13 protein-coding genes, 1 tRNA gene and 1 pseudogene are annotated in these 13958 nt (G+C 59.3%); 2 read left to right on the top strand and 13 right to left on the bottom strand.

Features of this window, described 5'->3' with window-relative positions; translation table 11 throughout:
- Positions 1–140: 140 nt before the first annotated feature.
- The gene (locus tag GXB78_RS16555; RefSeq protein ID WP_016771301.1) at positions 141–551 is read right to left on the bottom strand and encodes a low affinity iron permease family protein; all 411 of its coding nucleotides are present in this window, start codon (positions 549–551) and stop codon (positions 141–143) included.
- A 160-nt stretch (positions 552–711) separates the two neighbouring features.
- Between GXB78_RS16555 and tam the strand changes: the two genes are divergently transcribed.
- Positions 712–1482: a trans-aconitate 2-methyltransferase gene (tam, locus tag GXB78_RS16550; protein WP_329516149.1), complete on the top strand. Its 771-nt coding sequence runs from the start codon at positions 712–714 to the stop codon at positions 1480–1482.
- A gap of 638 nt (positions 1483–2120) precedes the next feature.
- Positions 2121–2480: a DUF6124 family protein gene (locus GXB78_RS16545; RefSeq protein WP_329516148.1), complete on the top strand. Its 360-nt coding sequence runs from the start codon at positions 2121–2123 to the stop codon at positions 2478–2480.
- Between the two features lie 67 nt (positions 2481–2547).
- Here GXB78_RS16545 and GXB78_RS16540 read toward each other — a convergent pair whose 3' ends face one another.
- From GXB78_RS16540 to uca, 12 genes and pseudogenes are all read right to left on the bottom strand, one after another.
- The gene (locus tag GXB78_RS16540; protein WP_252887440.1) at positions 2548–2904 is read right to left on the bottom strand and encodes a helix-turn-helix domain-containing protein; all 357 of its coding nucleotides are present in this window, start codon (positions 2902–2904) and stop codon (positions 2548–2550) included.
- A gap of 167 nt (positions 2905–3071) precedes the next feature.
- Entirely contained in the window at positions 3072–3479 is a 408-nt protein-coding gene (locus GXB78_RS16535; RefSeq protein WP_329516147.1) for a type II toxin-antitoxin system HicB family antitoxin, read from the bottom strand.
- A gap of 35 nt (positions 3480–3514) precedes the next feature.
- Positions 3515–3700, bottom strand: coding sequence for a type II toxin-antitoxin system HicA family toxin (locus tag GXB78_RS16530; RefSeq protein ID WP_329516146.1), 186 nt, complete (start codon positions 3698–3700; stop codon positions 3515–3517).
- A gap of 222 nt (positions 3701–3922) precedes the next feature.
- Complete coding sequence (locus GXB78_RS16525; RefSeq protein WP_329516145.1) at positions 3923–5182, bottom strand: type II toxin-antitoxin system HipA family toxin; 1260 nt, start codon at positions 5180–5182, stop codon at positions 3923–3925.
- On the bottom strand, positions 5175–5492 hold the full coding sequence (locus GXB78_RS16520) for a helix-turn-helix domain-containing protein (protein ID WP_329516144.1): 318 nt from the start codon (positions 5490–5492) through the stop codon (positions 5175–5177). Before GXB78_RS16520 ends, GXB78_RS16525 begins: the two co-directional genes overlap by 8 nt.
- A 253-nt stretch (positions 5493–5745) precedes the next feature.
- Positions 5746–5819: transfer RNA gene (locus GXB78_RS16515), tRNA-Gly, on the bottom strand.
- A 158-nt stretch (positions 5820–5977) separates the two neighbouring features.
- Positions 5978–6862: an alpha/beta fold hydrolase gene (locus GXB78_RS16510; RefSeq protein WP_329516143.1), complete on the bottom strand. Its 885-nt coding sequence runs from the start codon at positions 6860–6862 to the stop codon at positions 5978–5980.
- Positions 6863–7184: 322 nt separating this feature from the next.
- A pseudogene (locus GXB78_RS16505) lies at positions 7185–7871 on the bottom strand (pseudouridine synthase); the annotation flags it as partial.
- Between the two features lie 33 nt (positions 7872–7904).
- Entirely contained in the window at positions 7905–8135 is a 231-nt protein-coding gene (locus GXB78_RS16500; RefSeq protein ID WP_329516142.1) for a cysteine-rich CWC family protein, read from the bottom strand.
- Positions 8128–8268: a hypothetical protein gene (locus tag GXB78_RS16495; protein ID WP_329516141.1), complete on the bottom strand. Its 141-nt coding sequence runs from the start codon at positions 8266–8268 to the stop codon at positions 8128–8130. Before GXB78_RS16495 ends, GXB78_RS16500 begins: the two co-directional genes overlap by 8 nt.
- A gap of 81 nt (positions 8269–8349) precedes the next feature.
- Complete coding sequence (atzF, locus tag GXB78_RS16490) at positions 8350–10122, bottom strand: allophanate hydrolase (RefSeq protein WP_329516140.1); 1773 nt, start codon at positions 10120–10122, stop codon at positions 8350–8352.
- 25 nt (positions 10123–10147) lie between these two features.
- A complete protein-coding gene (gene uca, locus GXB78_RS16485) occupies positions 10148–13795 on the bottom strand; it encodes an urea carboxylase (RefSeq protein ID WP_329516139.1) in 3648 nt (1215 codons plus the stop codon).
- Between the last annotated feature and the right edge of the window lie 163 nt (positions 13796–13958).

Here is a 13958-nt window from a genome sequence, read left to right as displayed (position 1 = left end):
GAGCAAGACCTTCAATTGAAATGCAATGCTTGCCTTGTGGGAGCGAGCCTGCTCGCGAAAGCGGTGTGTCAGTCAGTGATGTTTCGACTGACCCTCCGACTTCGCGAGCAGGCTGGCTCCCACAGGGTGTGTCTACTTTCTCAGCACTCGTTCAGATCCTGCTTCGGCTTGCTCTTGTCACCCAAACCCTCAAGATCAAACACCTGATTCTCACCCAGTGCGCGGTAATGCCGGCGCAGGGCTTCAAGCTGTTTCAAATCCAGCGCCTCCAGTCCGAGCATCGCGTTCTGCGCTTCCTTGTTCACCCGCAGCAGCTCATCGAGTTTCAAATGCAGAATGTCGGTATCGCGGTTCTGCGTGTTCTGAATCAGGAACACCATCAGGAACGTGATGATCGTGGTCGAGGTATTGATGATCAGTTGCCAAGTGTCGTTGTACCCAAAAATCGGCCCGCTCAGCCCCCATAACCCGATCAGAATCAACGCCCCCATGAACGTCTTCGGGCTACCGGCCCACAGGGCAAGTTTCTGGGCAATCTTTGCGAATTTCATGATGGAAGTCCTTGTTTTGGGAGCCTGACATTCAGACATCGGCGTTGCGCTGAAAATTCTGTTTACAAAGTTTCGGCGCAGGACTTTGGTAGGGAAGGCGTGCCGCGCGTATCGCTGTATCGTGTGCGCAGCTGCCAGAACATCCCGACAGGAGAACGCAATGAGTTGGTCTGCCAAGCAATACGTCGCTTTCGAAGATGAACGCACCCGCCCGGCCCGGGATCTGCTGGCGGCAATACCCACAACGCAGGCGCGGGCGGTGGTGGACATTGGTTGTGGGCCGGGCAATTCCACCGAGTTGCTGGTGCAGCGGTTTCCTGAGGCCAGGGTCAGTGGCCTCGACAGTTCGCCGGACATGATTGCTGCCGCGCGCAAGCGCTTGCCGGATTTGCAGTTTCAGGTGGCCGAGATCGACAAATGGGCTGACCAGGGTCCGTTCGATGTGACCTTCGCCAATGCGGTGTTGCAGTGGGTGCCTGATCACGCTTCGTTGCTGCCAGCCTTGGCGAGCAAGCTTTCAGACGGCGGCAGCTTGGCGATTCAGATGCCGGACAACCTCAATGAACCGTCCCACCGCTTGATGCGCGAAGTCGCCGCGAATGGTCCTTGGGCGAGCAAGCTGGCAGACGCTGCGGGACAACGTACCGACATGGCCAGTGCCAGCGAGTATTTTTCGATGCTGCGCCCGCACTGCACGCGGGTCGATGTGTGGCGCACGACTTATCATCATCCACTGGCGGATGGAGCGGCGGGGGTGGTTGAGTGGTTCAAGGGCAGTGGTTTGATTCCTTTTCTGAGCCCGTTGACCGAGGATGAGCGGGCGCAGTATCTGAAGCAGTATCTGGCGGAAGTTGCAAAGGCTTATCCAGCATTGGCTGACGGCTCGGTGCTGTTGCCGTTTCCGCGTTTGTTTATTGTTGCGACTCGCTGAAAAACTCCCTCGCCAGGCTCGCTTTCATGTCCTGAGTCCGACGCATTCTTTCAGGTCGGCGTAACTCGCGAGAACATCTCGGTCGGTCCCCTCTCCCTCGGGAGAGGGCTAGGGTGAGGGACCTCTTGAAGCACGAAACCCGATCATCGCTACCGCCACCATCATCGTCCTCTGGCGATCCTGGATCAGTGCCAGTTGCGTCATCGTAGCGGCGTGCTGTTCAACTCTTTCTCGCTGAACTCGTCGGAAATTTCTTTCAGTTATCGAGGCTTTTACACGGGATGAATCAAGGCTGTTTAAAGTTGAATCGCGATACGTCCCGATGCCTACAAATCCTTGCGCCGCTGCCTACCGGTACGCCAGAATCCGCCGGCTTGTGCGCCTGGAGGGCGGTCGGTAACTTGGTTCGCGTCACTGATTTCCAGTGATCGGGTTTAGTAGCCCGGTAATGTCCTCCTCGTAACGGTTGCAGAGTTCCGTTGAATCAGGCACGTGCCTGTATTCTATGGTGGCTGTGCGCATGGCGCCTTCGGGTGCGCCGGATAGGGGGTAGGGTCCGGTCTACTAACTTGCGTACAGCCGCCACCCTTCCGTTTAGTAGCGTGATGGATGCGGCTCAAATTAAAGGTACCGCCCCCGTGTTCAAAGTAACGCCAAATCCGCCGGAAACCGATCCGGCCTCTCCGTACGAGTCCCTCGATTCGAAAAAACTCCACGAAGCCGCCGAACGCGCCCTCGATCACTACCTCATCCCGCCGAAAACCACCTCACCGCCGTACCAGACCAGCAGCATGTTCCAAGTCAACCCGTGCAGCGACACCGAGTCGCTACTGGTCAATGCCAGCGAGTCCCTCGGCTCGGCCAGCGTCATGCTCGGCGACTTCGCCGCCTTGCTCGACGGCAGCCAGCGCAAAACCCTGCTCGGCATCGCCCAGGTCGTCATGCTGGGAGAGCTGGCGGTGAATCAGGTGCTGGATAATGTGGTGCCGGTGGGTTAGCCAGCGCTGATTCCCGGGCAAAAAGAAACCGGTCGTTGTGACCGGTTTTTCGTGCGATATATTTTCTTCAGACACTGGCGAGCAGGCATTCATAAGGAATGCGCAAGCCATCGTGCAGACGTTTGATCATCGCCAGACTCAGCTTGCGTTTGCGGTTCAGCACCTCCGAAACGCGGCCGCTTGTGCCAATAAAGGGCTCAAGATCCCGCGGTGTCAAACCTTGCTGATCCATACGAAATTTGATGGCTTCAATGGGATCAGAAGGCGGCATCGGAAAATGCTGCTCCTCATACTTTTCGATCAGCAGAGCGAGAATTTCCAACTCATCGCCCTCCGGCGAGTCGATTTCTGCACCCCACAGCTGTTCCATGCGCAGCAATGCTGCGCTCAGGTCTTCCGGGCTACGAATGGGTTTGATGTTCATTAAACGGTCTCCGCGTTGATCTGGACGTATTGAGCGTGAGTCCCAACGAAGGGCAATCGTGAACGCGCTTTGCGGACGGGCGTTCAACATTGAATTGCAAGACATGTGCTGGCGCAAACTTCACACGCAAAAAACCGGCTACAGAGAGCCGGTTGGTAAGCATTGTTTTAACCTTGCTGCAAAACTTTCAACGCCGCCGAAGCCAGAAACCCCGATCGGCTTTTCTCCTCAGGATGATGCAAGACGTACTCATCAATGCGATTGAGCAAGTGCCCCGGCAGAGTGATGTTGAGCTTCTGTGCTTTGCCCAGGTATTTGACCACGTCGATATCCACTACGGCCCACGCACATCCGGCGTACTTCGGATTGGCGACATGCAGGCTCAATTTGCTGGCCGGTGGAATCGGCGCACCGTCGTCAGCCAGAATTTCGAAATGACCTTCGATCGCCTCGCGCGCCATGGCGACGGCGTCATCAAGGTCGTCGCCGGCAGAAAAGCAGCCGGGAATGTCCGGCACCTCAACTCCCCAAGCGTGTTCCTCGTCGCCTATTGAAATCGCAATCGGGTAAAGCATGTTCGTAATCCTCCGTGGCAGTGCTCAAAACGGATTCAGAGCATGGCCTGTTGCAAAATACTGACGGCCGTTTTTTTGAGCAGATCCTTTTTCGGATGCGGCACCGTTACCAGTCCAGGTTTGGTCGGATGCTTGAAGTGATGATGGCTGCCCCTGATGCGCACCAGATACCAACCGTCCGCGACGAGTTGCCCGATTGAAAAACAACACCTCCTTGTCATGTGCTTGGTGGTTACTATTCCTACTGAATTCTGCAGATCAATAGACTTGCTACCGTCCAGTCATTGCGGCCGTCCGGCGAGGTGGTCAATCCAGTCTAGGCCGCGCAAATTTCGACGAGAGATGGTTGTGTTGCAGTGTTTTGCCATGAGAGTTACCCGGCAAAATGAAAGAACATCGTTCAACCAGTCATTGCGACTGGTAGAGCGAGCTTGGCCGTCGTTTCAACGAAGGAGGGCGACGTTGATATCGATCCTGCCCTGGATGATTTGCAAAGTCTCTGGGGTTATCTCGTTCGGAAGCAGCTCGGCAGCAATCGTCGAAAACCGACTGGCAACAGCGCAAATTCGATCAATCAGGTCCTCCGCTTTATCTCTCGAGACTTCTGCTTCCTGCGCAAGCTTCAGCACCTCTTTACGGCCGATTTCCAAAGCTTCACCCATGACATCCATTTGATGATAACCGCCGGGCCCTTCGCAGAAGGTCACGTCGAAGGCAGGCGACAACTTCCACTCGCCGGCAGACGACATGAGATAGGCAAAATTCTTCGGATGATCATCCCGGTTGTTGAACGCGACGTTGAAAATCGCACGTTCGAAGGCCAGCGATTTCTCGCGGACGTCATTAGTGCAGTGATGGGTAGCGCGGAGAAAGTTCACGTAATCCAATGCGCCTGGGGATCGAAAGTCGGCGCCCGTGAAGGCTGCCAAACTCTGCATGGGGATGCGCAGTCCGTCTTGTCGATCGAAGCGTTGGCTGGCGAAAGCGGCCATCCCGTCAGGCAGGCGGAAGTGTTGGCTATCAGGCGTCTCAATGCTGCACAAACGCAGACATTCTGAGTAGGCCATTTCGACTGCGCAGACTTCGGGATGCTCGCCCTGTCCGGGGAATTTCACTAGCCAGGCTTCGAGTCCAGAAGCAGACGCCGTGGTAAACGTCCCGGTTTCGGGATCGCGATATACCAAAGCCTTGGGTCTGGCACCTTGCGGCGAGCCACCCACCAACAATAATTTCTGCAGCAACTCTGCACCGTCACCGTTGAGCACTTCGCGTACTTCCGCCGCCAGCAGTTCAATCGGGCCGTGGGTAGGCGGAACCAGTAGCTCAAGAGCGACAGGCTCAAACGACATGGCTCCCATCGCGTGATCACCGACATAGGCCAAACGCTCCAAGGGGCCGATGCGTGCGGCGTTGAGGCCGCGACGTTTGAACAAACGATCCATCAGAAGCATGCCCCAACCATCCGGCAACGCGTCATAGACCGGGCCGGGCAGACCCATTTGATGTGATGGAAAATCTCGCCGTAGTTTCCCACCCGCTAACGGGAGGCGAAGGGAAGACAGTTCCAGGGCTTTTTTCTTTGCCTCATCGCTGTACTCAAACACTACCAGCGGGCGCCCGGTCAAGGCTGTGGTGGAAACAAGCGAGCCCCACAGCCAACGCTCCCCCCAACCGTCGTAATAAACCTCAACTCTTTCAAGCATTGTCAGGTTTCCTTTTGATGCGCTGGCGCTTGGCGCTGCTTTCGTAACGCAGGATATCTTCCAGGGTTTCGAGCTTCGGCTGGAAAAGGACTTCGAATTCTTTTCCTCGGCCAAGCACCATCGCAACGCGCACCAGGTTTTCGAACCCGACGTTACGTCCAGACTCCAGATTCGATACGGTGTTTACTCCGATACCGGCGCGTGCGGCCACATCAGCCTGGGTCATTTCCAGAGCGAGCCGTTCTGTACGAAGCCGACTGCAGATGCGTTTGACGATTTCGGCGGGTGTACTGAGATCAAGGTCGAGCATGACAAAGTCTCATATTGACAACGAATGTCTGAAGTATAGGTTAAATCCAAAAAAACATATGCTACAGGCCAAAAACCCTGATAAAACACAAAATAGTGGATTTAATTCTTTCGGAATGTTTTCTTTTAATGCTGAAAGGTTTACTCGGAAATTGTCTTCCACCAAATCCCACGCACAAAAAAACCGGCCATCAAGGCCGGTTTTTCATTCCTGCATCCCCCGTCAGACAACACAACGCGAGATCAATATTCGGTGGAGCGGGTAGAGGGAATCGAACCCTCATCTAAAGCTTGGGAAGCTTTCGTTCTACCACTAAACTATACCCGCTCAAAGCGGCTGACTTTGTACCAGACTCGGCCACGGATTTGAAGTTTTCTTTTCGCTGCGATGGCTTTGCCACGCAGAAATCGGTCGATCGCGAGCAAGTGCTGCGCCGGTGCAGTAAGGCACCTCAGGCTTGCAGCCTTGCCCGCGATGACGCGGTTTCAAATGGCCAGTGCATGTTGATCCTGCACAAACGAGTAGCGCGTTCGGCTGGCTTGCGGCGCAGGTTTCAGGAAGCCGAGCAGGGCGTTCTGGCTGTCGCGGCAGGCGGCTTTGTGCTCCATGTCGAGAAAGTGCCCGGTGGCTTGCAAGGTGGTGAAGCTGCTGTGCGCGACGTGATTGCCGAACAGGCGTGCATCCTCGGCGGCGGTGTACTCGTCCCATTCACCGTTGAGAAACAGCACCGGCACGTTGATTTTTTTCGCCGCATTCAGATAGCACTGCCGATCACTGTGCAGCACGTCATTGATGTGAAAGTGCATCTGCCCGTACTCATGCTCGGCGAGGCTGCTGACGTGGCGATAGTTGAAGCGCTTGAACAGCGAGGGCAGGTGTTTGCCGATGGTGTTGTTGACCAGATGACCGACCCGGTCGCCGTCGCGGCTGCCGAGGTAATCGACGCCGCGCTCGAGGTAATCGAGCATGTGCGCATTGATCACCGGCGAGAATGAGCTGATCACGGCTTTTTCGATGCGCCGGGGCTGCTGGGCGAGGGCGACCAATGTCGCCGCACCGCCCCAGGAGAACGACAGCACGTGCTCGGCAGCGAAGTGGTCGATCAGCTCCAGAAGAATCTGCCCTTCGACTTCTTTCGTCAGATGTTTCTCATGCAGGTTGTGGGCTTTTGACCGGCCGGCGTAGGGCTGGTCGTAGCAGACCACGTTGAATTGCGGGTGCAGGTTTTTCACGGTCTGTGCAAACGACGCAGTCGTGGCCATCGAGCCGTTGACCAGAATGATGGTCTTTTCTGCGGCGTCTGCGCGATAGAACTCCGTGTAAACCCGATACTGACCCTGTATATCCAGCACAGCGATTTCTGGCCTCATGTCATAAGACTCCTGGCAAGCAAGCGGGTATGCGCGCAATCGAGATTGCACGAGCTTTGTGACAGGTAGGCATACGCCTGGAATTTGCTGGCCCATGTCGATCCGTTACGGCAGGTCGACGGGTGTTGTTATTGGCGGGCAGATTGCCGGCTGAGGCTCAGCCCCTGAGGGCAGACGACCGACAAAAAGTTTCTTGGAAGTATGTGGTGACTCATCGGTCACATTTCGGCCGACGTCCTGATTCAAGCAGGGGAGTCAGGTTCACGCAAGTGCCGTCGGCAAATTGTTCGACAACTTCGGCTGAGCGGTCGCGGGCTTGGAACAAATGAATCTCTTCGGTGCGCAAACTGCGGTACTCGCCCGGTTTTAGCGCGTGATCGAGAGCCAGTCCGCCGATGGATTCGCGGTGCAGGCGCAGAACCTTGTTGTTGAAAAAACCGAACATGCGCTTGACCTGATGATAGCGGCCTTCAACGATGCTCAGCCGCGCCGAGCGTGGGCCGAGCCGCTCCAGATGCGCCGGTTGCGTAGTCAGGTCTTCAAAAGCGAAGTAGATGCCCTCGGCAAATTTCAGCGCGTAGCTCGGGTCGATGTCCTGCTCGGTTTCGACGTAATACACCTTCGGCAGTTTGGTCTGTGGCTGCGTCAGGCGCCGCGACCAGGCGCCGTCGTTGGTGATCAGCATCAGCCCGGTGGTGTTGAAATCCAGGCGCCCGGCGATGTGCAGCTCGTCCTTGCCCGGTTCATCGAGCAGGTCGAGCACGGTCGCATGCTGCGGATCGCGGGTGGCGCTGACGCAGCCTGGCGGTTTGTGCAGCATGAAATAGCGCGCCGGTTTGCCGCTTTGCAGCACCTCATCGTCGACTTCGACCCGGCTGAATTCCAGCACCTCACTGTGAGGGTCGCTGACGACTTTTCCGTCAATCCGCACGCGCTTTTCCACCAGCAACAGGCGAACCTGCTGACGGTTGTAGCGCGGCAGATTGCTGAGGAAACGGTCGACACGCATGTTCAGATTTCAACGAATAATGGGCCGCGCATCTTACGGGATCGGCGGCCGAGCTGCTTGCAGTTGCGCTTCGACCTTGGCGCAGCGCGGGCACAGGCAGGCTTGATTGCGCAGCTCGACCGGCAGCGCTTCGAGCACCGCCGGGTCGATGGTCACGCCGTAGCACCAGCATTCGCGGTCGGCAGTGCGCGGGTCGGCGAGGCTGCAATCGTTGCGGGCGCCGCAGGCCGGGCAATGGTCGGGTTTGACGTTGTTATCAGGCATAGTTCGTGTGGGGCATTTCCATGCAGGTGCGGTTGCGCCCGGATTGCCTGGCGCGGTACATCGCATGATCGGCCCGGGACAGCAGGCTGTGCAAGGTGTCATCGCGTTGCACGATGCCGGCGACGATGCTCACGGTGCGTTTGGCAACCCATGGGCAATCACCTCACCCTGGCTTTACTGAGGGAGAGGGCCAGGGTGAGGGCGAGCTTTCGGATCAGCTCCGAGAAGCCAGATACGCCCGCCAACCCGCAAAATCACTGATATCCACCGCACCCTCCAGGCCATAAGCCTCACAGATGAACCCACTCTCCCAGCGCCCATCCGCCAATTGCACCTTGCCCAACCCCAGCGGCGCTGGAATCCCGGTAAGAAACGAGCCCAATTCGCTACTCGGTAATTCCCACACCTCCACGGCAATCGCCACGCCGCCGTCATTGACCCGCACCATGCCCGGGCGAAATGGCGGGCCACCCGCGAGGGCGTGGAGTCGATAGTCCGGCGAACTGAACGTGGCTTCCAGCAAACGCCCGCCACGCTGGGTCAGTTGCCAGTTCAGCGCCAATCCTTGCAGATGCGCGCCACACACCACCAATCGAGCGCGGTCGTCGCGTGCAGCGTTCGTCGGAGTTGGCGGAGCAGTGTCCTGCTGGCGCTGCAACGCATCGGCCACGCCCAACAAATACTGATCGGTGAATACTCGCCCGAACAAGGTCACGCCCCACGGCAAACCGTTGCTCATGAACGCGGTGGGCACGGCGACGGCGGCGTAGTCGAGCAGGTTCATGAAGTTGGTGTAATAGCCGAGTTCGGAATTGCGCAGTACCGGTTCGGCCTCAAGCTCGGCCAGTGTCACCGGGCGGCCGATGGTCGGCGTGAGCACGCAGTCGAGATTTTCCAGCGCCTCGTCGCAAAGAGCTTTCAGCGCCTGCAATCGATATTGCGCACGGAAGGTCTGCACGGCGGTCACCGCAGGTGCCTTGGCCAGCACCGCACGGATCACCGGCAACAGCGCTTCGGGATTCTGCGCCATCAGTTCACCGGCGACACTGTAGCGCTCGGCGACCCACGGCCCGTCGTAGAGCAGACGCGCTGCTTCGAGAAACGGCGACAGATCCAGCTCGACCGCCTCGCCACCCAGAGCCTTGAGCCGTTCGATGGCCGCTGCGAACAATTGCGGCCCCTCGGCGCAACCGAAAAACTCCAGGTCCTGCGCCCGTGGCACGCCGAAGCGAAACGGTCGTGGCGCACCGAATGCCGAGCCGTCGTTCCATGCCGGATTGCGTCGGCTGTATTCATCGCGTGGATCATGTTTTGCCGTCAACGCCAGCAACTGGCTGGCCTCGCGGGCGGTGGCGGTAAAGGTGGTCACGCAGTCCAGCGTGCGGCACGCCGGCAGCACACCAGCGGTGGAAATCAGGCCTTTGCTCGCCTTCAGGCCGACCAGATTATTCAACGCCGCCGGCACCCGGCCCGAGCCTGCGGTGTCGGTGCCCAAGGCAAAACTGGCGACGCCCAGCGCCACTGCCAGTGACGAACCTGCGCTGGAACCGCCGGACGGATATTCCGCCAAAACGCTGTTCGGGCACGCACCATAAGGCGACCGGCCGCCATTGAGGCCGGTGGCGAACTGATCGAGATTGGTCTTGCCCAGCGGTATCGCCCCCAGCGCCAACAGTTGCTCGACGATAGTTGCCGAACGCTGCGGTACATAGGCAAACGCCGGGCACGCGGCGGTGGTCGGAATACCGCCCAGATCGATGTTGTCCTTGATCGCGAACGGCACGCCGTACAGCGGCAGACTGTCCAGGTCACGACCGTCGAGAGCGGCGAGATATGGCTCCAGTTCATCCACGCTGAGCAAGTGAATGAACAGGTGATAGTCGGGGTTCAGCGCAGCGGCTTTTTCCCGAAGTTGCAGCAGCAGTTGGCGCGGAGTGGTGTCGCCATTGCGATAGGCCTGGCGCAGTGCATCGAGTTGCAGATTCATCGGTTGATCCTTTTTAGAAATGGCTTCAGTCGAGTTCCAGCACCACCACCCGTTGTCCGGCGCGCACCGCCGAACCGGGCTGCACGCGGATCTCTCGCACCACGCCGGCCAGCGGCGCGAGCACAGGGATTTCCATCTTCATCGACTCGAGAATCACCAGCACATCGCCCGCCGCGACACGCTGGCCGGCCTCGACCTGCACCTGCCAGAGATTGCCGGCGATGTGGCTGTCGACGCTTTGCTGACCGTTCTCGAGCGGCGCGTCTTCGCTGGCCTCCGGGACGGCTTCTTCGCTGTCGAAATGCGCCTGGCCGCTGGCGATCCAGCGCTCGCGTTCAGCCTTGAACGCGCCCTGTTGTTGCGCGCGGAAAGCGCTGATGCCCGCGGCTTCCTGACTGAGAAATGCCTGATAGTCGGCGAGGTTGAGCTGGCTGTGTTGGATGTTCAGATCGAAGCGACCGAGGGGAAAGTCGCGGCGAATGCGCAGCAGTTCTTCGGCGCTGACCGGGTAGAAACGGATCTGATCGAAGAAGCGCAGCAACCACGGTTTGCCGTCGAACGCGGCGACTTCGCGATAGCGATTCCACATCTGCAAGGTGCGCCCGACAAACTGATAACCCCCCGGGCCTTCCATGCCGTACACGCACATGTAGGCCCCGCCGATGCCGACCGAATTCTCGGCGGTCCAGGTGCGTGCCGGGTTGTACTTGGTGGTCACCAGACGATGACGCGGGTCGAGCGGCGTGGCCACCGGTGCGCCGAGATAGACATCGCCGAGGCCCATCACCAGATAGCTGGCATCGAACACCGTGCGCTGCACTTCGTCGAGATTCGGCAGGTCGTTGATGCGCCGGATGAACTCCAGGTTGCTCGGGCACCACGGCGCGTCCTTGCGCACGGTGGTCATGTATTTTTCGATGGCCAACTGGCAGGCCGGGTCGTCCCACGACAGCGGCAAGTGCACGATGCGCGACGGCACTTGCAAGTCCTTGGCGGCGCACACCGCATCCCATTCGCCGGCGACGATGCCGAGCAGATCGGCCAGCGGCAGTTGCTCCGGCTGGTAGTGCACTTGCAGCGAGCGGATGCCCGGGGTGAGGTCGATCACCCCATGCAGGGCTTGGCTTTGCAGCGCCTGCATCAGCGCGTGGGCACGAAAGCGCAGGACCAGATCAAGCTCCGGCTCGCCGATTTCCAGCAGTAAATGAGTGTCGCCAGAAACCCGCCCGACAAGCCGCCGATCCCCCTGACCCAACTCCAACACCACAGGCGACATCAAACCCTGTGGGAGCGAGCCTGCTCGCGAAGAGGCCGTGTCAGTCAATATCGATTTGTCTGGGCCGACGCTTTCGCGAGCAGGCTCGCTCCCACAGGGGGTATCCCATTTCACGGCGAGATCGCGGGCGGTACCGAGATCGACGGGGATAAACTGAATTTTATCGCCGGCCTTGAGCTGCCCCAACTGCCACAGATCCGCCTCAATCACCGTCACCGGGCAGACAAATCCGCCCAGGCTCGGGCCATCCGGGCCGAGAATCACCGGCATGTCGCCGGTGAAATCCACCGCGCCAATCGCGTACGGATTGTCATGAATGTTCGACGGATGCAGGCCCGCTTCACCACCATCCTCACGCACCCACTCAGGCTTTGGCCCGATCAGACGCACGCCGGTGCGGCTGGAGTTGAAGTGCACTTCCCACCGTGTCGCGAAGAACGTGGCGATGTAGTTTTCAGTGAAGTATTCCGGCGCACCGTGCGGCCCGTAGATCACCCGGATCTGGCGCACGCTTGGCAGCGCACTGATGTGCTGTTCGGCCAGTTGCTGGCCGGCGCTGCGCTCGGTCAATGCCGGCACGTGCAAGACGTCGCCGGCCCTCAACGCGCGCCCGCCATGCCCACCGAACTGGCCGAGGGTGAAGGTACTTTTGCTGCCCAGATAATCCGGCACCTGCACGCCGCCGCGCAGGCACAGATAACTGCGCGCGCCGGCGCCACCGATGCTGCCCAACTGCAATGTCGCGCCGGCCGGGATCAGCAGCGCGGTGTTCATCGGCATCGGTTCCGCGTCAAGCGTCAGGGCAATCGGGGCGCCGGTCACCGCGACGACGGCATCACAATTGAAGCGCAGGATCGGCCCGCTCATGGTGATTTCCAGTGCGGCGGCGCCTTGTTCATTGCCGAGCAGACGATTGCCCAGACGCAGCGCTCGGCTGTCCATCGGTCCCGACGGAGGCACTCCGACGGCCCAGTAACCGAGGCGGCCGGGATAGTCCTGTACGCTGGTCTGCGTGCCGGCACTGAGCACTTCAAAGGTGTTGGCGCGATACAGCAGATTTTCCAGACAACGCGTCCATGGCTGGCCGCTGGCGAACGGCGCATCGAGGAGAATCTGGCGCAGGTAATCGCGGTTGGTTTCCACGCCATACAGCAGGCTTTCGCCCAGCGCCTTATGCAGTTCGGCGCAAGCCTGTTCGCGACTCGGCGCCGAGGTGATGAGCTTGGCGATCATCGGATCGAAGTAGGGCGGGATCTCGACGCCGGCCTCGACCCAGGTGTCGATGCGCAACTCAACGCCATTGGCCGGCGGGAATTGCACAGCGGTCAGCAGGCCCGGGCTCGGCTGGAAATCGCGTCCCGGATCTTCCGCGTACAGACGTGCCTGAATCGCATGGCCCTGCGGTTCCAGGCCCTGATACAACTCGTTCAGCGGCGGCAGGTCACCGGCGGCCAGTTCGATCATCCAGCGCACCAGATCCACGTCCCACACCTGCTCGGTGACGCCATGTTCGACCTGCAAGCGCGTGTTCACTTCAAGAAAATAGAAGCGCTGGGCCTCGCTGTCGAAAACGAATTCGACGGTGCCGGCGCTGCGGTAATTCACCGCTTGCGCCAGTTTGATCGCCGCAGCGCACAGCTCATCGGCCATGCCTTCGGGCAGGTTCGGCGCCGGGGTTTCTTCGAGAACTTTCTGATTGCGCCGTTGCACGGAACAGTCGCGCACGCCGAGGGCGATGACTTCACCGCGACCGTCGCCGAACACCTGCACTTCCAGATGCCGCGCGCGTTCGATGTACTTTTCGATGAACACGCCGGCATCGCTGAAGTTGTTCTGGCCGAGGCGTTTCACGGCTTCGAACGACTCGCTCAACTCGCTTGCACTGCGGCATACGCGCATGCCGATGCCACCGCCGCCAGCGGTGCTTTTCAGCATCACCGGGTAGCCGACCTGTTCGGCGGCGCTCAGTGCGCAATCGAGGTTGTCGAGCAGGTCGGTGCCTTCAAGCATGGGTACGCCGTGCTGTTTGGCCAACGCGCGTGCGGTGTGCTTGAGTCCGAATACGCGTAATTGCTCCGGCGTCGGGCCGATGAAGGCGATGCCCTGCGCTGCGCAGGCTTCGGCGAACGCTGCGTTCTCGGAGAGAAATCCGTAGCCAGGGTGAATCGCCGTCGCGCCGCTTTGTTTGGCGATCTTGAGGATTTTGTCGACCGCCAGATAGGTCGCGGACGCCGCGCCTTCGCCCAGGCTGTACGCTTCAGCGGCCTGTGAGATGTGCAGGCTGGCCGCATCGGCTTCTGAGTACACGGCGACGCCTTTGGCCTTCAGCACGTTGATCGTGCGCAGGATGCGACAGGCAATCGCGCCACGGTTGGCGATAAGGATTTTTTCGAACATGACATAACCCCTGAAGGGGAAGCGGGCCGTCCCGCTGTTTTTCGACAGACATCCGGGCCGTCCCGGATGGAAAAAACACACTTCACTCAAACCCACCACAAACCCCCTGTGGGAGCGAGCCTGCTCGCGAAGGCGGTGGATCTGCCACATCAATGCTGGATGA

Origin of the sequence: Pseudomonas moraviensis subsp. stanleyae, assembly GCF_036283065.1 — a bacterium.
GTDB classification, from domain to species: Bacteria; Pseudomonadota; Gammaproteobacteria; order Pseudomonadales; family Pseudomonadaceae; genus Aquipseudomonas; species Aquipseudomonas stanleyae.
The sequence above is the reverse complement of the archived record's forward strand: the minus strand, read 5'-3'. Positions and strand labels throughout refer to the sequence as shown.